This window comes from Pseudomonas sp. AC252, from assembly GCF_979258105.1.
Window position 1 is genome coordinate 5,767,647 of the sequence record NZ_OZ409837.1, and the last position, 18,717, is coordinate 5,786,363.

General features: G+C 59.7%; 20 protein-coding genes. 10 read left to right on the plus strand and 10 right to left on the minus strand.

Annotation, left to right across the window (positions count from 1 at the left end):
- Positions 1 to 85 precede the first annotated feature (85 nt).
- The 3 genes from ACZZZ4_RS26165 (at position 86) to ACZZZ4_RS26175 (ending at position 1,178) form a co-directional block, all read left to right on the plus strand.
- The gene (locus tag ACZZZ4_RS26165; protein ID WP_024013471.1) at positions 86 to 466 is read left to right on the plus strand and encodes a hypothetical protein; all 381 of its coding nucleotides are present in this window, start codon (positions 86 to 88) and stop codon (positions 464 to 466) included.
- Between the two features lie 230 nt (positions 467 to 696).
- Entirely contained in the window at positions 697 to 891 is a 195-nt protein-coding gene (locus tag ACZZZ4_RS26170) for a hypothetical protein (RefSeq protein WP_016770691.1), read from the plus strand.
- Between the two features lie 104 nt (positions 892 to 995).
- Positions 996 to 1,178, plus strand: a complete 183-nt coding sequence (locus tag ACZZZ4_RS26175) for a hypothetical protein (protein WP_016770690.1) — start codon at positions 996 to 998, stop codon at positions 1,176 to 1,178.
- Here the strand turns inward: ACZZZ4_RS26175 and ACZZZ4_RS26180 are convergent.
- The gene (locus ACZZZ4_RS26180; protein WP_039763392.1) at positions 1,175 to 2,236 is read right to left on the minus strand and encodes an AI-2E family transporter; all 1,062 of its coding nucleotides are present in this window, start codon (positions 2,234 to 2,236) and stop codon (positions 1,175 to 1,177) included. The two genes, ACZZZ4_RS26175 and ACZZZ4_RS26180, sit on opposite strands and share 4 nt — an antisense overlap.
- A gap of 156 nt (positions 2,237 to 2,392) precedes the next feature.
- On the opposite strand from ACZZZ4_RS26180, the gene trhP reads away from it, so the two are divergent.
- Complete coding sequence (gene trhP, locus ACZZZ4_RS26185) at positions 2,393 to 3,721, plus strand: prephenate-dependent tRNA uridine(34) hydroxylase TrhP (RefSeq protein WP_463549161.1); 1,329 nt, start codon at positions 2,393 to 2,395, stop codon at positions 3,719 to 3,721.
- A gap of 185 nt (positions 3,722 to 3,906) precedes the next feature.
- Here the strand turns inward: trhP and ACZZZ4_RS26190 are convergent, their stop codons facing one another.
- Positions 3,907 to 4,788, minus strand: coding sequence for a LysR family transcriptional regulator (locus ACZZZ4_RS26190; protein WP_463549162.1), 882 nt, complete (start codon positions 4,786 to 4,788; stop codon positions 3,907 to 3,909).
- A gap of 101 nt (positions 4,789 to 4,889) precedes the next feature.
- On the opposite strand from ACZZZ4_RS26190, the gene ACZZZ4_RS26195 reads away from it, so the two are divergent.
- Positions 4,890 to 5,792 carry a DMT family transporter gene (locus ACZZZ4_RS26195; RefSeq protein ID WP_463549163.1) on the plus strand — a complete coding sequence of 301 codons (903 nt, stop codon included), beginning with the start codon at positions 4,890 to 4,892 and terminating at the stop codon, positions 5,790 to 5,792.
- A 98-nt stretch (positions 5,793 to 5,890) separates the two neighbouring features.
- Here the strand turns inward: ACZZZ4_RS26195 and ACZZZ4_RS26200 are convergent, their stop codons facing one another.
- Both ACZZZ4_RS26200 and ACZZZ4_RS26205 read right to left on the minus strand, forming a co-directional pair.
- A complete protein-coding gene (locus ACZZZ4_RS26200) occupies positions 5,891 to 6,121 on the minus strand; it encodes a hypothetical protein (RefSeq protein ID WP_129999607.1) in 231 nt (76 codons plus the stop codon).
- A 91-nt stretch (positions 6,122 to 6,212) separates the two neighbouring features.
- Positions 6,213 to 6,926: a FadR/GntR family transcriptional regulator gene (locus ACZZZ4_RS26205; protein ID WP_463549164.1), complete on the minus strand. Its 714-nt coding sequence runs from the start codon at positions 6,924 to 6,926 to the stop codon at positions 6,213 to 6,215.
- A 357-nt stretch (positions 6,927 to 7,283) separates the two neighbouring features.
- Between ACZZZ4_RS26205 and ACZZZ4_RS26210 the strand changes: the two genes are divergently transcribed.
- Together ACZZZ4_RS26210 and gudD are read left to right on the plus strand one after the other, a co-directional pair.
- Positions 7,284 to 8,630: an MFS transporter gene (locus ACZZZ4_RS26210; RefSeq protein ID WP_463549165.1), complete on the plus strand. Its 1,347-nt coding sequence runs from the start codon at positions 7,284 to 7,286 to the stop codon at positions 8,628 to 8,630.
- Positions 8,631 to 8,655: 25 nt separating this feature from the next.
- Positions 8,656 to 9,999: a glucarate dehydratase gene (gene gudD, locus ACZZZ4_RS26215; protein WP_310406501.1), complete on the plus strand. Its 1,344-nt coding sequence runs from the start codon at positions 8,656 to 8,658 to the stop codon at positions 9,997 to 9,999.
- Between the two features lie 126 nt (positions 10,000 to 10,125).
- Here the strand turns inward: gudD and ACZZZ4_RS26220 are convergent, their stop codons facing one another.
- The gene (locus tag ACZZZ4_RS26220; RefSeq protein WP_463549166.1) at positions 10,126 to 10,998 is read right to left on the minus strand and encodes a LysR family transcriptional regulator; all 873 of its coding nucleotides are present in this window, start codon (positions 10,996 to 10,998) and stop codon (positions 10,126 to 10,128) included.
- 159 nt (positions 10,999 to 11,157) lie between these two features.
- Here ACZZZ4_RS26220 and ampC point away from each other — a divergent pair, with 159 nt between their 5' ends.
- Positions 11,158 to 12,324 carry a class C beta-lactamase gene (ampC, locus tag ACZZZ4_RS26225; protein WP_463549167.1) on the plus strand — a complete coding sequence of 389 codons (1,167 nt, stop codon included), beginning with the start codon at positions 11,158 to 11,160 and terminating at the stop codon, positions 12,322 to 12,324.
- Between the two features lie 99 nt (positions 12,325 to 12,423).
- Here the strand turns inward: ampC and ACZZZ4_RS26230 are convergent, their stop codons facing one another.
- Together ACZZZ4_RS26230 and ACZZZ4_RS26235 are read right to left on the minus strand one after the other, a co-directional pair.
- Entirely contained in the window at positions 12,424 to 12,690 is a 267-nt protein-coding gene (locus ACZZZ4_RS26230) for a hypothetical protein (RefSeq protein WP_463549168.1), read from the minus strand.
- 16 nt (positions 12,691 to 12,706) lie between these two features.
- A complete protein-coding gene (locus ACZZZ4_RS26235) occupies positions 12,707 to 13,000 on the minus strand; it encodes a DUF6124 family protein (RefSeq protein ID WP_336353623.1) in 294 nt (97 codons plus the stop codon).
- 486 nt (positions 13,001 to 13,486) lie between these two features.
- Here ACZZZ4_RS26235 and ACZZZ4_RS26240 point away from each other — a divergent pair, with 486 nt between their 5' ends.
- Positions 13,487 to 14,608 (plus strand): AAA family ATPase, encoded by a 1,122-nt coding sequence (locus ACZZZ4_RS26240; RefSeq protein ID WP_463549169.1) that lies wholly within the window; start codon positions 13,487 to 13,489, stop codon positions 14,606 to 14,608.
- A 233-nt stretch (positions 14,609 to 14,841) separates the two neighbouring features.
- Here ACZZZ4_RS26240 and ACZZZ4_RS26245 read toward each other — a convergent pair whose 3' ends face one another.
- The 3 genes from ACZZZ4_RS26245 to ACZZZ4_RS26255 all read right to left on the minus strand — a co-directional run bounded on the left by ACZZZ4_RS26245 (position 14,842) and on the right by ACZZZ4_RS26255 (position 17,270).
- On the minus strand, positions 14,842 to 15,411 hold the full coding sequence (locus tag ACZZZ4_RS26245) for a DUF4174 domain-containing protein (RefSeq protein WP_415762020.1): 570 nt from the start codon (positions 15,409 to 15,411) through the stop codon (positions 14,842 to 14,844).
- Between the two features lie 186 nt (positions 15,412 to 15,597).
- A complete protein-coding gene (locus ACZZZ4_RS26250; RefSeq protein WP_463549170.1) occupies positions 15,598 to 16,383 on the minus strand; it encodes a sulfite exporter TauE/SafE family protein in 786 nt (261 codons plus the stop codon).
- A 137-nt stretch (positions 16,384 to 16,520) separates the two neighbouring features.
- A complete protein-coding gene (locus ACZZZ4_RS26255; protein WP_463549171.1) occupies positions 16,521 to 17,270 on the minus strand; it encodes a hypothetical protein in 750 nt (249 codons plus the stop codon).
- A 276-nt stretch (positions 17,271 to 17,546) separates the two neighbouring features.
- On the opposite strand from ACZZZ4_RS26255, the gene ACZZZ4_RS26260 reads away from it, so the two are divergent.
- The gene (locus ACZZZ4_RS26260; protein ID WP_463549172.1) at positions 17,547 to 18,695 is read left to right on the plus strand and encodes an aldose epimerase family protein; all 1,149 of its coding nucleotides are present in this window, start codon (positions 17,547 to 17,549) and stop codon (positions 18,693 to 18,695) included.
- The last annotated feature ends 22 nt before the right edge of the window (positions 18,696 to 18,717 follow it).

Here is an 18,717-nt window from a genome sequence, read left to right on the forward strand (position 1 = left end):
AAATTTGCTGTCTTAGCTGTATCCCCGCGACAACTGTGGGCCTGGTTCAGGCCCAGCCGCCGGGTCGAAGAACCGAGGACTTATCATGATTCGTAAACTTCCCATCATGGCTTTGTTGATTGGCGCACTTGCCGTCACCGGCCAGGCTGAAGCGGGTGGTGGCCATGGCTGGCAGGGCCCTGCAGTGTTTGGCGCGATCGTCGGCTCGGCCATCATCGGCTCGGCACTGATCAACCAGGATCGGCCGGTGTACGTGCAGCAGCAGCCGGTTTATGTTCAGCCGCAACCGGTCTACGTGCAGCAACCGCCACCACCGGTCTATTACCAACCGGCGCCGGTGTATGTGCAGCAACCGGTTTACGTACAGCCGGCCCCGGTCTATTACGGCCCGCCTCGCGGTTATTACGGTCGGCCCCACGGCTATTACGGCGGCCCACACGGTTACTACGGTGGTCCACGCTGGTAAGCGCAACACAGAGCCCTGCTTTCGAGCGGGGCTTTTCTATGACCGCTGGTCGGCGAAGGTCTGAAAAAATCGCGCCGAGGTCGCTGTGAGGACAGTGTGAGCAGCTAAAGTCGGCATGATGGAATCGACCGTTGCGCTTTTTTTCATCAAACGGTCACCACTTTGTCATGACGGAACCGCAATCTGAATCCGTCCGTAAACAACAGATCGATAACAACAAGGACGACTGTATGCCCACCCAAAACCCGCACCGCATCGTTGGTCTGTGCACCTCGAGCAAGGTCTACAGCGCGCTCACCGAGCTCAAGCACCTGGAAGGCCATCGCTGCGCCAAGCTGCTGTCCCTGCTCGCCGAAAACCTTGTGCACAAGGGCCTGCTCAATGAACGCGAAGTCATGCACATGCTCGATCAAGTGGTGGAATGAGGCCAGACCTCACTGGCATCAATGACCACTATCGAAAGCGTTGATTGTCCGTCGTGCCGGCAAATCCCTAAGGTAGCCCCATCAGTTTGATGGAGGGTTTTCCCATGGCACAGGTTCAAATCATGTCGGTGATCGGCAGCGCAGTTCCCGCTTCGCTGCGTGCATCCGGTTTGCTCGCTTGCTGGTATCTGGTGCGCGATGGCGAGCCGATCAGCGGCCCGCTCACCTCCTTGCCAGCAGCACAGGCCTTGTCGCAACAAGTCGCCAGCAACACGTTTCATGCCTAAGGCAGCTGCACCTTGGGCTTGGTCTCGACGAACAGCGCCCAGCTCGACAGGAACAATGCGGCAATCAGCGGCCCGATGACAAAGCCGTTGAGGCCGAAGACCGCGAGGCCGCCCAGGGTCGACACCAGAATCAGGTAATCGGGCATTTTCGTGTCCTTGCCCACCAGGATCGGGCGCAGCACGTTGTCGACCAGGCCGATCACGAATACGCCGAACAAGCCCAGCACCACACCCTGCCAGATCATCCCGCTGAGCAGGAAGTACACCGCCACCGGCGCCCAGACAATCCCCGCGCCCACTGCTGGCAACAGCGACAGAAACGCCATCAGCACCGCCCAGAGCAACGCGCTGGGAATGTCGAGAAACCAGAAGATCAGCCCGCCCAGCGCACCCTGGGTCACGGCCACTACCACGTTGCCCTTGACCGTCGCGCGCACCACGCGGTTGAACTTCAGTTGCAGGCGACGCTTGTGATTTTCCTCCAGTGGCACGGCGGTGCGCATCTTGCGCGCCAGCTCGGGGCCGTCTCGCAGAAAGAAAAACAGCAGATACAGCATGATGAAAAAGCTCACCACGAATTCAAACGTGCCCTGGCCGAAACTGAACGCCTGAGTCGCCAGCACCTGGCTGCCCTGCATCGCCGTTTTGACGATTTTCTCGCGCAGGCTGTCGAGTTCGCCCATGCCGAAGCGGTCGAGCAAGTGCTGAAAGTACGGCGGCAGGCTGTGCTTGAACTGCGCCAGATAGGCGGCGATGTCCAACTCACCGCTTTCGATGTTCTTGTAAACCGTCGCGCCTTCCTGCACCAGCAGGATGCTGACGATGATCACTGGCAGAATCGCGATCACCAGGCACAGGCTCAAGGTGCACAGCGAGGTCACGTTGCGTGGCCAGCCGAATTTCAGCTGCACCTTGCGCTGCACCGGCGCAAACAGAATGCCGAGGATCACAGCCCAGAACACCGCGCCGTAAAACGGCAGCAGAATCCAGATAAAGGCCACCGTGACCAGCACCAGCAGCACTGTCAGGGATTTGAATTGCAGACTCTTTTCGTTCATATCCGGTCCATGTCAGTCAGGCGTCACGCACGCCCGCCCCACTTAGTCAGCCGCCGCGCGCGCGAGTGCCATGTTTATTCATGGAGCATAGATCCAGATCAATAAACCCTCGCAACAGCTGCCCTACCCTGCGCGGCTTTTGCGACCGACAGCCAAATGCAGACTCTCATTGCCCCCGAGCTTCTCGCCCCCGCCGGCACCCTGAAAAACATGCGTTACGCCTTCGCCTACGGCGCCGATGCGGTCTACGCCGGCCAGCCGCGCTACAGCCTGCGGGTGCGCAACAACGAATTCGACCACGCCAACCTGGCGCTGGGCATTCGAGAGGCGCAGGCGCAGGGCAAGCGCTTCTACGTGGTGGTCAACATCGCCCCGCACAACGCCAAACTGAAGACGTTCCTCAAGGACCTGGCGCCGGTGATCGAGATGGCCCCGGATGCGCTGATCATGTCCGATCCGGGCCTGATCATGCTGGTGCGCCGGCATTATCCGCAGATGCCGATTCACCTGTCGGTGCAGGCCAATACGGTGAATTGGGCGAGCGTCGAGTTCTGGCAGCAACAGGGGCTGAGCCGGATCATTCTGTCGCGCGAACTGTCCCTGGAAGAAATCGGTGAAATCCGCGAGCAGGTGCCAGGCATGGAGCTGGAAGTATTCGTGCATGGCGCGCTGTGCATGGCCTATTCCGGGCGCTGCCTGCTGTCCGGTTACATGAACAAACGCGATGCCAATCAGGGCACCTGCACCAACGCCTGCCGCTGGAAATACACGGCGCAGGAAGCCACGCAAAACCAGCTCGGCGAGATCGTCCAGACCTTTCAACCCGAGCCCACGCTAGGCCTCGGCGCACCGACCGACCAGGTCTTTCTGTTGCAGGAAACCAACCAGCCCGAGGCATTGATGCCAGCCTTCGAAGACGAACACGGCACCTACATCATGAACGCCAAGGACCTGCGCGCCGTGCAGCATGTCGAGCGGCTGACGCGCATGGGCGTGCATTCGCTGAAGATCGAGGGCCGGACCAAATCGCACTTCTACTGCGCACGCACCACGCAGGTGTATCGCCGGGCGATAGATGATGCGGTGGCCGGGCGCGCGTTTGATCGCAGCCTGATGCTGGATCTGGAGTCGCTGGCCCAGCGCGGCTACACCGAAGGTTTTCTGCGCCGCCATGTGCATGACGAATATCAGAACTACCAGCACGGCAGTTCCGTGTCGGAGCGTCAGCAGTTCGTTGGCGAGCTGACCGGCGAGCGCCGGGATCGCCTGGCCGAGGTGAAAGTGAAGAATCGTTTTGCCGTAGGCGATCATCTGGAACTGATGACGCCCAAGGGCAATTTCCATTTTGATCTGCATGAGTTGCAGAGTGTCAGCGGCCAAGCGATCAAAGTGGCGCCGGGGGACGGGCATACGGTGTACGTGCCGATACCGGACGCGGTGGACTTGCGCTTTGGGTTGTTGATGCGGGATTTGCGAGTTGGTTGACTGGCGATCCTGTCTGGCAATCGCAGCATGGCCGTGATTTGCTGGTGAAGCCGATGCCGTCTTCGCGAGCAGGCTCGCTCCCACAGTGGATGACACAAACTCCCTGTGGGAGCGAGCCTGCTCGCGAAGAGGCCGGCGAACTCAGCAAAAAACACCAGACCTCAGCACCTATCATCCGACAACGATCACTGTCGCAACCTTGCTTCGGCAAACTCCTCCCGCAACATCGCCACAAACGCCTCGCGCGCCGGGTGCACGCCTGCATTCTCATGCCAGTAAAACAAATTCTCGATCGCCGTCAGTTCGGCAAATTCATGACCCACGCAGCCCGCGCCTTTGGCGTACTGCTCGAACACGCCCTTGGGCACCAGCGCCACCCCGGCACCGGCGCTGACGCAGCCGACAATCGCTCCGTAACTGGCCAGACTGACAATCGGCAGCGCCTGCCCCTGACGCAGCAACCAATGCTCAAGTGCCGCGCGGTACGGGCACCCCTGCGGCCACATGAATACGGTTTTGTCTTGCAGATCCGCGATGTCACGCACCGGTGCGAATGACGTCGAAGCGATCAGCAATAACTCCTCGCGATACATCGGCGTACGTTTGAGCTGCGCACGTTCGACATCCACCGCCACGATCGCGCCATCGAGACGATGGTTGACAGTGTCGTCGAGCAACTGGCTCCAGGTTCCGGTGGTCAGTTCCAGTGCGACTTGCGGGTAGCGCTTGTGGAATTTCGCCAGCAGGCGCGGCAAGCGCCCGGTCGCCGAGGACTCGATCGCGCCAATACGCAGCGGTCCGGACGGCTCGGCGGCCGGGTCGAGCGCGCGTTTGGCTTCGACGGTCAGCGCCAGAATCTTTTCCGCATAAACCAGAAAGGTCTGCCCCGCCGGGCTGATGCGCAACCCGCGCCCCTCGCGCAAGAACAGCGCCACGCCCAACTCGGCCTCCAGCGCTTTGATCCGCGCAGTAATATTCGATGGCACGCAGAACAGCTTTTCGGCGGCCCGGGCAATGCTGCCGACCTCGGCCACGGTCTTGAACATGCGGATTTGCGCCAGCTCCATAATCATCACTCTGAGTGAACAGTCAGCGCAGTATAAGTCAGTTGTGACGAATGATCGGGCGCCCGGATACTCGGCGCATCCACTGCCTTGGTGCCTCGATCATGACTTCAACTTCTAACTGCAAAATTATCCTGGCCATGGCGTTTGTCATCGGCTGCTGGGGCTATTCGCCTACTGGCATTCACATCGGCTTGCAAGGGTATGAGCCCGGACATCTGGCCTTGCTGCGTTTTCTGCTGGCCTCGCTGTTGATGGCGCTGATCGCCATCGTCAAGGGCATTCGCCTGCCGCAGTGGCGCGATGTGCCGTTGCTGTTTGCCTTGGGCTTCTTTGCCGTCAGCCTGCATCACGTCGCCCTGAACATCGGCCAGCAAAACATCAGTGCCGGGGCTTCCAGCGTGCTGGCGCAATCGAGCCCGTTGTTCAGCACGCTGCTGGCGCGATTCGTCTTCAAGGACTGCGTCAGCATCTGGCGCTGGGGTTGCGTGTTGCTTGGATTTGTCGGCGTGGTGATCGTGGTCAGTGGCGATAGAGGCCTGGGCGCTATCGATGCCCATGGCTTGCTGATTTTGTTGGCGGCGCTTTCCTGGAGCATCTATTTCGCCCTGCAAAAGCATCATGCGCGGCGGTATGACGGTTTCAGCCTGGGCTGCTACGCGGTGTGGTCGGGGACGTTGCTGTTGCTGATTTATCTGCCGGGGCTGGCTGACGCCGTGATGCAGGCGCCGGCGCGTGCGCAGTGGGCGGTGCTGATGTTGGGGATGTTTCCCAGCGCTCTGGCGTATCTGGCCTGGGGCTTCGTGCTCAAGCATGTGGATTTGAGTCGGGCGACGATGACTTTGTATCTGATACCGCCGACGGCCATGGGAATCGCGTCGTGGGGATTGGGGGAACGGCCGACGTTGATGGTACTTATGGGGGCGGTGGTGGTGTTGATCAGTGTGTTGGCGTTGAATCTGGAGCGTGGGCCTGGGGTCGTTCGGGCAGCTGAGAGCAAGGCGTGAATCTGCTGTGAATCCGATGCCGTCTTCGCGAGCAGGCTCGCTCCCACAGTGGATGACGCAAATTCCCTGTGGGAGCCTGCTCGCGAAAAATCCAGACCTCAGCGCATATCATCCGACAACGGTGTCGGCTCATCCGCCGGCGGTACATCGTCGTCATCCGGCGGATCCTTCCAGTCGTCCGGACGGTCGGCATCGCTCAGTGGATCGCGCCCCGGGTCCATCCCCGGCGGCGCATCGTGATCGCTCAGCGTCGGCTCGTCGGTGCCGGATACGGGGCGGGTCTGGTCGGTGGGCGCCATGCCACCGGGAACAAGTGCGTCATCAGCCATGCTGCACCTCACAATACAGGCCCGGATTATCCAGGACGTATTACTTGGAAGCGCGGATGTCGAGGGCGTGCGGTAGATCAGACCAGCGGCATCAGCCCTGGGCGATAAAGCGATCGCGACTGTTGGTCAGGTGCAGCCACATGGCGGCGCGGGCGGCATCGGCGTCCTGACGCTTGATCGCATTCAGAATCGCCTCGTGTTCCAGATTCGCCAAGTGTCCGAGCTTGCTCAGATCCGCCGCGCCGCGTTCGGCGGCATTCAGCCGATTGCGCGGGATCATCGCGTTGCCCAAGTGTTGCATGATCTCGCTGAAACAAGCGTTGCCGGTGGCCTCGGCGATCAACAGATGAAAACGCCGATCGGCCTCCACGCAACTGTCGTTGTTGGCCAGCAGCCGCTGATAGTCATCCAGTGCCTGACGCATTTGCTGCAACTGCTGCTCACTGCGTCGCTGCGCGGCCAACGCCGCCGCTTGCGTCTCCAGACCCATGCGCAATTCGAGGATGCTGCGCACACCGAGCGCCGTGTCGACATTCAGGCGCAGGCCCTGCTCCGCTGCGCGCTCGATCACGAAGGTACCGATGCCGTGGCGCGTCTCGACCAGCCCGGAGGCCTGCAACTTGGAAATCGCCTCGCGCACCACCGTGCGGCTGACCCCGTGCTCCTGCACGATCGAGTTCTCCGAAGGTAGCTTGTCACCGGGCGACATGTGTCCGAGCAGGATGCTCTGGGTGAGTTTTTCCACCAGGTCATGAGCGAGGTTGTGTGTGCGTTTGCGCGCGGGGGCGTCGAGGTCTTCTTGCATGGTCGGTTCCGGAGATCGGGGCTTGCCGATCGTAGCACTGCGGGATGACGGTTGAGATTGATTTTAGCGGTTGAGAGCCCCCACAACTTGTATGACAACACTCAATTAACTCAGGTCTGTTGAGCGGCCTGCCTACGCCCACCCCCAGCCATAAGTCCAAAGTGGCGCCCCATCATGCTTGCCAATCGCCCAATAAATAAGGCGTATAACCGAATTTTCGTATAAAAATCAGAACACTCATAAGAATTTAATCACCTCCGCCCACTTGTAGGACAAAAAAGCGCGGTTGTATGATGTCTATCAACAACGCAGCACCCAGACCTACCCGCATAAAAATAATCAGTGGGAGAAACATCAGTGAAAACCTCCATCTCGGGGATGCAGGAAAGCGTCGATCCGACGCTCGCCTCAGCCATCTCCAAAGTCAAACGCCACGTCCTGCCGCTCTTCGTGATCATGTTCGTCGTCAATTACATTGACCGGGTGAACATCGGTTTCGTCCGCACGCACATGGAAACCGATCTGGGCATTGGTGCTGCCGCCTACGGCTTCGGCGCCGGGCTGTTCTTTATCGGTTACGCGTTGTTTGAAGTGCCGTCCAACATGCTCTTGCAAAAAGTCGGCGCACGCATCTGGCTGACCCGCATCATGTTCACCTGGGGCATAGTCGCCGCCTGCATGGCGTTCATCCAGAACGAAACCCACTTCTACATTTTGCGTTTCCTGCTCGGTGTCGCCGAGGCCGGATTCTTTCCCGGGGTAATCTATTACTTCACCCGCTGGCTGCCAGGCGTCGAGCGTGGCAAGGCGATCGCGATCTTTCTCAGCGGCTCGGCCGTGGCCTCGCTGATCTCCGGTCCGCTGTCCGGCCTGCTACTGCAGATCAATGGCCTGGGCATGCACGGCTGGCAGTGGATGTACTTCATCGAGGGGATGTTCTCGGTGTGCCTGTGCGTCTTTGTCTGGTTCTGGCTGGATGCAAAACCCCACGACGCAAAATGGCTGAGCCGCGCCGAACAGGATGCGCTGGTCAGCGCCATCGACGACGAGCAAAAGGCCCGCGAAGCCGCGACGCCGATCCGACCGTCGCTGGGCAAACTGCTCAAGGACCGGCAGATCATTCTGTTCTGCCTGATCTACTTCTTCATTCAGCTGACTATCTACGCCGCGACCTTCTGGCTGCCGAGCATCATCAAGAAGATGGGCGAACTCAGCGACGTGCAGGTCGGCCTGTTCAATTCGATTCCATGGTTGCTGTCGATCGTCGGCATGTACGCCTTCGCCTCGCTGTCGGCGAAGTGGAAGCATCAGCAAGCGTGGGTCGCCACGGCGCTGCTGATCGCCGCAGCCGGCATGTTCATGTCCACCACGGGCGGGCCGATCTTTGCCTTCGTCGCGATCTGCTTTGCGGCACTGGGTTTCAAATCCGCCTCGTCGCTGTTCTGGCCGATTCCCCAGGCTTATCTGGATGCGCGTATCGCGGCGGCAGTGATCGCGCTGATCAACTCGGTGGGCAACCTCGGCGGCTTCGTCGCGCCGACCACCTTCGGCCTGCTGGAGCAACACACCGGCTCAATTCAGGGCGGCCTCTATGGTCTGGCCGCGACCTCGATCATCGCCGCAATCATCGTCTTCGCCGCGCGCACCACACCAAAACCCGCTGCTGAAAAAGCCGTGGCCGACGCCGCGCCGAAACACGCCTGACTTCGTCTCGACAAGGAAAACAATAATGACTGTTCACGATACCGCCAAAGCTCCGATCATCACCGACATGCAGGTCATTCCGGTGGCCGGTCACGACGGCATGCTGCTCAACCTGAGCGGCGCCCACGGGCCGTTTTTCACCCGCAACATCGTCATCCTCAAGGACAACGCCGGCCACACCGGCGTCGGCGAAGTGCCCGGTGGCGAGCGCATTCGCCAGACCCTGGAAGACGCGCGCAATCTGGTGGTCGGCAGCCCCATCGGCACCTACCAGAAGATTCTCAACCAGGTGCGCCAGACCTTCGCCGACCGCGATGCCGGCGGCCGTGGCCTGCAGACGTTCGACCTGCGCATCACTATTCACGCGGTCACCGGCCTGGAAGCCGCTCTCCTCGATCTGCTCGGCCAGCACCTCGATGTTCCGGTGGCGGCGCTGCTCGGTGAAGGCCAGCAACGCGACGAAGTGAAGATGCTCGGTTATCTGTTTTACGTTGGCGATCAACACGAAACCGATCTGGCCTATCGCAGCGAACCGGATGCCGACAACGACTGGTTCCGTGTGCGCCACGAGAGAGCCATGACCGCCGAAGCAGTGGTGCGCCTGGCCGAGGCCGCGCACGCCAAGTACGGTTTCAAGGATTTCAAACTCAAGGGCGGCGTGCTCAGTGGCGATGCCGAAATCGAAGCGGTGACGGCACTGGCCGAGCGCTTCCCAGACGCGCGGATTACCCTCGACCCGAACGGCGCCTGGTCGCTGAAAGAGGCGATTCGTCTGTGCCGCGATCAGCACCACGTACTCGCCTACGCCGAAGACCCGTGCGGTGCCGAAAACGGTTATTCCGGGCGCGAAGTCATGGCTGAATTCCGCCGCGCCACCGGGCTGAAAACCGCGACCAACATGATCGCCACCGACTGGCGTGAAATGGGCCACGCGATTCAGTTGCAGTCAGTGGACATCCCGCTGGCCGACCCGCACTTCTGGACCATGCAGGGTTCGGTACGCGTCGCGCAGATGTGCCACGAGTGGGGCCTGACCTGGGGCTCGCATTCCAACAACCACTTCGATATTTCCCTGGCCATGTTCACCCACGTCGCCGCCGCCGCACCCGGCGAGATCACCGCCATCGACACCCACTGGATCTGGCAGGACGGCCAGCGCCTGACCAAGGCACCGCTGCAGATTGTCGATGGTCTCGTGCAGGTGCCGAAAAAACCCGGGCTGGGCGTGGAGCTGGACATGGATCAAGTGGCCAAGGCCCACGAACTGTACAAAGGCATGGGCCTCGGCGCGCGGGATGACAGCGTGGCAATGCAGTTCCTGATTCCGGGGTGGAAATTCGATAACAAGCGGCCGTGTCTGGTGCGGTGATCTAGCAGGCGTCGCTGATTGCAATTGTGGGAGCGAGCCTGCTCGCGAAGGCGTCAGGTCAGTCGATAGTGCTGTCGTTGATACACCGCTTTCGCGAGCAGGCTCGCTCCCACAAGGGGTTTTGTGTCAGGCAGAAATTTGCAGCAACCACGCCTTGAACGCTTTCATCGCCACCGTTTCCGCTCGCGATTGCAACCGCGTCAGCCAGTAACTGCCGGTGGTGATCTCGATCGCAAACGGCTGGCAAATCGCATCTGCTGCCAGTTGCCGGGCGAACATCAGCGGCGGCGCCAACGCCACCCCGCCGCCCTGCAGTGCGGCTTCCATCATTGCCAGCGACGAATCGAACACGATGCTTTGCGGTGGCGCGGCTTGCGTCGCCAAACCTGCCGCGTGAAACCACTCTGGCCATTCATCGGTGCGATAGGAACGCAGCAAGGTCTGCTGCAACAAGTCAGCCGGCGAGCGCAGTTGCCGGGCAATCTCCGGCACGCACAAGACCGACAACGGCGCATCGAGCAAGCGTGTCGCCTCGATGCCATGCCAGGCGCCAGCGCCGAAACGAATCGCATAATCCAGTCCTTCTGCCGCCACATCGACCCGGTTGTTATTCGTCGACAGACGTAAATCGATCAGCGGATGTTTCCCGCGAAAGTCCGCCAGCCTCGGCAACAGCCAACCCACGGCAAACGTGCCCACCGCGCCGACCGTCAACATGTCGCGATACTGCCCACCGGCCAGACGCTCGAGCATCTGCGCAATATGATCGAATGATGTGCTGAGTACCGGCAGCAAGGTTTCGCCTTCACTAGTCAGCATCAGCCCACGGGGCAGGCGTTTGAACAGGGTCAGGTTGAGTTGCGCTTCCAGGCTTTTGACCTGATGGCTCACCGCCGCTTGCGTCACACAAAGCTCGACGGCAGCACGGGTGAAGCTCAGGTGGCGCGCCGAGGCTTCAAACGCGCGCAGAGCGTTGAGCGGCAGTTGCGGTCGAATCATGCGTTGCCTCAAATTTTTCTAATGGCTCGTGCGAGTTTTCATCGTTTGTCGAGGGCCGGCGAAGTGCCTAAATTGGCCGCGCTGATCGGCCATCCGATGAAAAATCACCCGCAGTGTAGCGGGATACAACAATCGACACTCATGGAGAGTGATTCACTCATGCGTTTCTTAAAACCGAGCAAGGCCTTTTTCTATAGTGCTTTCACCCTGTTCTTCGTCAGCGCTGCCAGTCATGCCGTCACGCCGAGCGATGCGCAATTGCAGGCACTGGTCAGCCAAGCCGTGACCCCGGTGATGCAGCAAAACAACATCCCGGGGCTGACCGTGGCGATCACGCTGAACGGCCAGGCGCATTACTTTAACTACGGAGTCGCCGCGAAAGACACCGGAAAAAAGGTCAGCGAAAACACCCTGTTCGAAGTCGGCTCGGTGAGTAAAACCTTCACCGCCACCCTCGCTGGTTACGCCCAGGCCACAGGCAAACTCGACCTGTCGAGCAAGGCCAGCCAGCTCTGGCCTGAGCTCAAGGGCAGCGCTTTCGACAATATCAGCGTACTGCAACTGGGCACCTACAGTGCTGGGGGTCTGCCGTTGCAATTCCCCGCTGAGGCAGATTCTTCCGACAAGATGCTCGGCTATTACCAACAATGGAAACCGCAGTTTCCCGCCGGCAGCCATCGCCTGTATTCCAACCCGAGCCTGGGCCTGTTCGGCTACCTGACGGCGAAAAGCCTCGGCCAGCCCTTCGAGCAGGCCATGACGCAAACCCTGCTGCCGAAACTCGGCTTGCAGCACACCTTCCTCAGCGTGCCGGCAGCGCAGTCGAAGCTTTACGCCCAAGGCTACGACAGCGCCGACCAACCGGTACGCGTCAGCCCCGGCGCCCTCGACGCCGAAGCCTACGGCATCAAAACCAGCGCCGCCGACCTGCTGCGTTACGTTCAGGCACAGCTGAAACCGGCCAGCCTCGCGCCGGATCTGCACCAAGCCATCGCCAACACCCACATCGGTTATTACCGCGTCGGCGACATGACCCAAGGCCTGGGCTGGGAGCGCTACACCTACCCGATCAGTCTGGAAAAACTGCAGAACGGCAACTCGACCCCAATGGCCATGGAACCGCACAAAGTCGAGTGGCTGACTCCACCGCAAACTGAACCGGCCAATGTGCTGTTCAACAAAACCGGTTCTACACGAGGCTTTGGCGCGTATGTAGCGTTTGTGCCGTCGCGGGACATGGGCATCGTGATTCTTGCCAACAAAAACTACCCGAACGTCGAACGGGTGAAGATTGCGCACACGGTTTTTGCGGCGTTGGCGGATTAAAAAGCAAAAGATCGCAGCCTGCGGCAGCTTCTACAGGATCGGGTTTTTACTCGGTTAATAGTGGAGCTGCCGCAGGCTGCGATCTTTTTGTTTCAGCGCTTAAAGCTGCGCCCGCAACTTCCAGCCGATGACATCCATCAGGTCGCAACTGTCACGCAGCACGGTCGCCGAGACCCGGGCCAGATCCTGCAGCAACAAGGCGTCGTGGCCCTTGCCGTCACCCAGCGCCAGGGTTTCCAGTAATTGCGTTACGCAGCGCAAGCGATACGCCGCAGTGCCGTGTAGAACATCCAGTGGAGCTTCGCTGTCGATCAGCAGACAGGGGATCTTGCAGTCAATCCCGGTGATGGGTATGTAGCGCGCCATGGTAGAACCTCCCTGTTCAATGCTGAGTCGCCGTTGCGGGTGAATCGAGATTGTCCAGCGCGCGGTTGACCAACAGTTCTCCGACTACCGCCAATTGCTGGATCGACAACGTCAGGCTGCGCTGCGCACCGCTCAACTCGCAGGCCAGATCGGTGGTCAGTACGTTCAGTGAGGCAAGGGTTTCGCAGGCATGGCTCAGCAGTGTCGCCGTGTCGATGTCGGGGAGAATGGTGAAGACGTGGCTAATGGGATCGGGTTGGCCGGGGTGGCGCAGACGCGGATTATTGGAGTCGAAGGAGCTTGAATCCATGGGCGATTCGGGGGATTTGGAGTGTGTTTTTTCATAAATAAACCCTCGGGACATTTAAAGAAAAAACTGCCGAACTCACTTCCACGAGAGGGTGGCAGCTTTGCGCAGGTGTGGAAGTCCGGGGAAACCCGAGGAACCCGGTGCACTCAAGAGTGCTCCTGCGCATAGCTGCCATAAGCAAACAATGTTGGCATAAAAACCACCAACATGTGTTTACAGGCGCAATGCGCGCTCGGGAATCACCGGACTTCCACATCCGACCACTGTGTTTTTCAGCGGCCAAAAGAGGTTATTCCTCTGCGTCACAACGCACCAGTTCACGACTGCCGCCGCGTCTTGCAGGAAAAGTCCACCGGATTTGAAGGGGTTGGCGTCAGACGTTTCGGCAGGCACATGCTGCAACGAGTTTTGATTAGCGGATGAAATCGTTGTGTCTAAACTTCACATCTTTCCCGCAATCCGAGTACCGCTCAAAAGGCGCAGTCCATGGAAATCCAAAGCTTCAAACTCTCGAACGTCGGACATTTTGGCGATCTGAATATCGAGTTTGCACCGACCCAGACACATTCATCGAATATCACGGTATTGGTGGGCAACAACGGCACGGGCAAAACCACTGTCCTGAAATCCGTGAACACGTGCCTCACCTGGTTAATTGCGCGAATCCGCTCCGATAAAGGCAAGGGCAGACAGCTTGCCGACGAAGAGATCAGGAACGACGCCCCGGCAGCCGTCATTTCGATTGGTGTCGCGGATCGCTCTCACCCACGGGCTGCTGTCGGCAATGCCAATGATGAAAACCATTTATTCGTATGGGGTAGCGCTTGCACGCGAGGAGCCGGCCCGGTCTCTGGACGTGGCTTTCTGAGGGACGTCAGAGAGCTTGCCGATCACTACCGTACGCGACTCACAGCCGATGCCAGCGCCTCACTCCCCTTGATTGCCTACTACCCAGCCGAACGATGTGTGAACGATATCTCGCTGAAACCCAGCGGCAGACAGGCCTTCGATCAGCTCGATGCGTACGACAGCAGTTTTAGCGATGGCGCCGATTTTCGCGGTTTTTTCGCATGGTTTCGTGAGCGCGAGGACAGCGAAAACGAGGATGGGTTATCTGCTTCGGCACTGACAGCAATCTCGGAAAGATTCGGTACCGACAGCGACGTCTGGAAAGAATTTGCCACAATAAAGGCCTTGGCTCGCGACAGCCAGTTGACTGCTGTTCGCTCGGCTATCGCGGCATTCATGCCGGAGTTTACGAATCTGCGCGTGCAGCGCCGAGCGCGCCTGTTTATGGCCATCGACCGGCAGGGCACATCGCTGGATGTGAGCCGACTCTCTCAAGGCGAAAAATCAATGATCGCGCTGGCTGGCGATATCGCCAGACGTCTGGCACTGCTTAATCCATCACTGGCTGATCCGTTGCAAGGCGACGGCATCGTGCTGATCGACGATGTCGACTTGCACCTCGATCAACGCAGGCAACTCGGTCTGATCGAGCAATTGAGCGCAACCTTTCCCAACTGCCAATTCGTATTGACCACCCGCTCACCTATGATCATTGAGCGTGTACAAGGTGCATTGGTGTACATGCTTGATGACCAGTGATATGCCGACCTGCACATTTTTTTGCAGGCAGCGCCGGTCAAACTGCAGGAGTGAGCCTGCCCGCGATCGCGGTTTGTCAGGCAACATATTCGCGGGCTGATCCGCCGCCATCGCGAGCAGGCTCACTCCTACAAGGGATTTTTGGCGGCCTCGGGTTGTGTTCTGACAAAACAAATGTGGGAGCTGTTTTGCCAGCTCCCACAGGGATTTTGCGTCATTCAGTCAACGCGCAATCAATCATCCGGCATCTGCGGCGGCTTGCTCGGTTTCGCCGGTTTGCTCGGCTTGCTGCCCTTCGCGCCTTTCGCCGGTTCCGGTTCGGTGGTGGCAGGCGTTTGTGCGGCGGCCGCAGCGGCGGCTTCTTTTTCGGCCATGGGCATGGCGTCGATGGTTTCGAAGATTTTCGCCAGGCTCAATGCCTTGGCTTCATCACCCGAGGCGGAGAGCTTGGTTTCGCCGTCCTTGCCCACCAGGAACACTTTCGGATAAGCCCCCGCGCCGAGCTTCAGCGAGCGCAGCAGGGCCATGGTGTCCTGCTGGCCCATGTCCTTGCCGTCGAGCTGGCCGGACATGCTGAGAATGGTGTAGACCTTGATGTTGCGGTCGGTGACGCCCTTTTTGTTGGCCGGGTCTTCCAGTGCCTTTTTCAGGCTCAGCCACACCGGGTCGACGGTGCTTTGCGCAATCACGATCAGCGGGCGGGCGCGGCCCACGTCCCCGGCCAGGGGTGAATCGCTGTCGGCGGCGAACAGGGGGCCGGCGATTGCCAGCAAGAGGGTCAGGGTCAGGGACCTGATGAGCATGCGCATCTCCTTTTGATATCCACGCACTACTGATTGCGCATCGTGGCGATTGTTCCGGCGGCGTCTGGCAAAAAGGCATTGCCCTGTCAGAAGCTTAGGTCAGGGAGAACTTTGCGCAACATGGCGCGAGCGATCATCGGCACATCCCTACAGCCGCTGCATTGGAAGTGTTTTCTCCAGGCCGACTCAGAACGCCAACTTGTAACCAATCAACACCAGCATCGTCGCCAGGCACGGGCGCAGGACTTCGTCGGAGATGCGACCGGTCAGGTGGCTGCCGAGCCAGATGCCGGGCAGCGAGCCCATCAGCAGGAAACCCAGCACGCCCCAATCCATGTTGCCCATGCTTGCGTGGCCGAGGCCAGCGACGAGGGTCAGCGGTACGGCGTGGGCGATTTCGGTGCCGACCAGGCGGCGGGTTGGCAGTAGCGGGTAGAGGATGAACAAGGCGACGGTGCCGAGTGCGCCGGCGCCGATCGAGGTCAGCGCGACCATGGTGCCGAGGATCAGACCGGTGATCACCGTCATGATATTCAGGCGCGAACCGCTCGGGTTGTAGTTGCCACCCGCGCGTTTGTGGGCGAATTCGAGCAAGCGTTTCTTGAAGAAGATTGCCAGGGCCGTGGCGAAGAGGACGAAGCCGAGCGCCTGTTTGATGATGGCGTTCATCGCGTCCGGCGCGGTGTGCAGGGTGCTGAGGAACCACAGGGTCATGACCACGGCCGGTACGCTGCCAAGGGTCAGCCAGCCGGTGATGGCCCAATCGATATTCTTGTTCTTCCTGTGAACGAGGACGCCGCTGGATTTGGTGATCGCGGCGTACAACAGGTCAGTACCCACTGCCGTCGCCGGGTTGATACCGAACCACAGCAGGATCGGCGTCATCAACGAACCGCCGCCGACACCGGTCATGCCGACGATGAACCCTACTACCAGCCCGGCAATCACCAGGCCGAAATTTGCCAATTCCATTCAAGCGTCCAAAAAACGACAGGAAAAATCTGGCCCGCAGCATAGCGATTTTTCTTATAACCACATATATCGATGCGGTCTATCGTTATGCCATATCGAACTCACCGTAGATCCCTGTGGGAGCTTTGCGCTACAGCTCACTGCACCGGCAAGAAATTCAGGAACAGCAGACTCTGCGCGTAATTCAGGCCGATCCTGCGATAGCGCTCATCGAGCATCTGCGTGAGCAGATCCAGGCGCGCGACGATTTTGCTGAATTCGGTGGCGAAGCTGAGGTTGCTGCCCTCCTCCGAGATTTCGTTGGAGAACAGCAATGGCTGGCCTTCCTTGTTCTGCCGTTGCGACAAAATCCACATGGCTTTTTCGATGTTGCGCGCGGCGTTGTGCACGAACGTCGGGTTGATCGCGTCGGTCATGTAGAACTCGGTGCGATTGCCGTGGGCGGTAACCAGCATGCTGCCGATCGCGTAGATGAAGGCGCCGACGCGGTCGCCGAGGAACTCCGGGCTCATCGCATAGCTCAGCGCCGCCAGGTCCTTGCGCCCGCCCAGCACGGGCAACGGTTGCTGCTGCTCGACGGCGAGACGCACCTGTTTCACGGCGGCGTTGACGGTGAGGAAGCCGGATTTGCGCAGCTCTTCCGGGTTGCGCAAATAGAGCTTGCCCATCAGCCGGTAAAGGCTGTCGAGGTTGTCGCGCATCGCCAGGGTGGCCATGCGGTCGACGCTGGTCTGCAGAAATTCCTGCGGCTGCCCTTCACGTATCTGATTGAAAAATCCATTGCCGTTCTGGTGGCTGCAGCCGCCGAGCAACAGCGACAACAGGCAGGCCAGCAGCAGGCACGGGCGGCGGTGAGCGGCGGTGATCAGGGCAAAAACACTCGACATGTAATCTCGGACAGGCACATTCCTGTGCGGCGGGAGTCACCGCATCCTGGCCATGCATAGAGCCACCGATTGCGAAAAAGTGCAGTGCCTGGGACGTTTACCGACCTTCGGTGATTTCCGGCCCGGCAATTAGTCGGACTTTATACTTGCCAACACCGGTAAATCCGCTATAAATCTTCTCTCTCTACTCAAATAGCATGACTAGTGACAGGTAGGCGCTGCCTTCGGCAGCTCCTACGGTCAATACGAAAACAACAACAAAAAGGAAGGTCAACCATGCTTCAATCCCGTCACCTGCTCTCCGGCCTCGGACTGTCCCTGATGATCGCTACCCTTTCCGCCAACGCGGCGGGCCTGACCGCCGAACACAAAGCCTTCGGCAAGACCAATGACGGCACGCCCGTTGAACAGTACATCCTGCGCAACAGCCACGGCATGCAAGCCACTGTCATCACCTACGGCGCGACCCTGCAAGCGCTGAAAGTTGCCGACAAGCACGGCAAGTTCGACGACGTGGTGCTGGGTTTCGATGATGTGCAGGGCTACCAGAAAGGCACCGCGTACTTCGGCGCGACCATCGGCCGCTTCGGCAATCGCCTGGCCGAAGGCGCTTTCGAACTTGATGGCAAGCGCTATCAAGTGCCGCAGAACGACAAATCCAACGCCTTGCACGGCGGCCCCGAAGGTTTCGACAAGAAAGTCTGGAAGGCCAAGGAAACCAAGGACAAGGATTCGGTGGGCGTAACCCTGACCTACCTGTCGGCCGACGGCGAGATGGGCTTCCCGGGCAATCTGACCACCGAGGTCACCTATCGCCTGACCGACAACAACGAACTGCGCATCGACTACAAGGCCAGCACCGACAAGCCGACCGTGCTTAACCTGACGAATCACAGCTACTTCAACCTGGCCGGCGCCGGCAATGGCGATATTCTCAAGCAAGTCGCCATGATCAACTCCAGCCATTACACGCCGGTCACCGCGAAACTGATCCCGACCGGGGAGCTGGCGCCTGTGGCCGGCACGCCGATAGACTTCAGCAAACCGACGGCGATCGGCACGCACATCAAGGCTGATCATCCGCAGCTGAAATTCGCCGAGCCGAAACAGGGCGGCTTCGATTTCAACTGGGCGCTGGACACCAAGGGCGATGTCAGCAAGCTCGCCACCGAAGTCAGCGACCCGCAATCCGGGCGTGTCCTGCAACTGTTCACCACCGAGCCGGGCGTGCAGTTCTACACCAGCAACTTCCTCGACGGCACGGTCAAGGGCAAGGGCGGCAAGGTCTATCCACACTGGGGCGCGTTCACCCTGGAGACCCAGCACTATCCGGATTCGCCGAACCAGCCGGACTTCCCGAGCACGCGGCTTGATCCGGGGCAGACTTATGCCCACAGCGTGGTCCTCAAGTTCTCCACCAAGTAACCTGCCATGCCCCCCTGGCGAG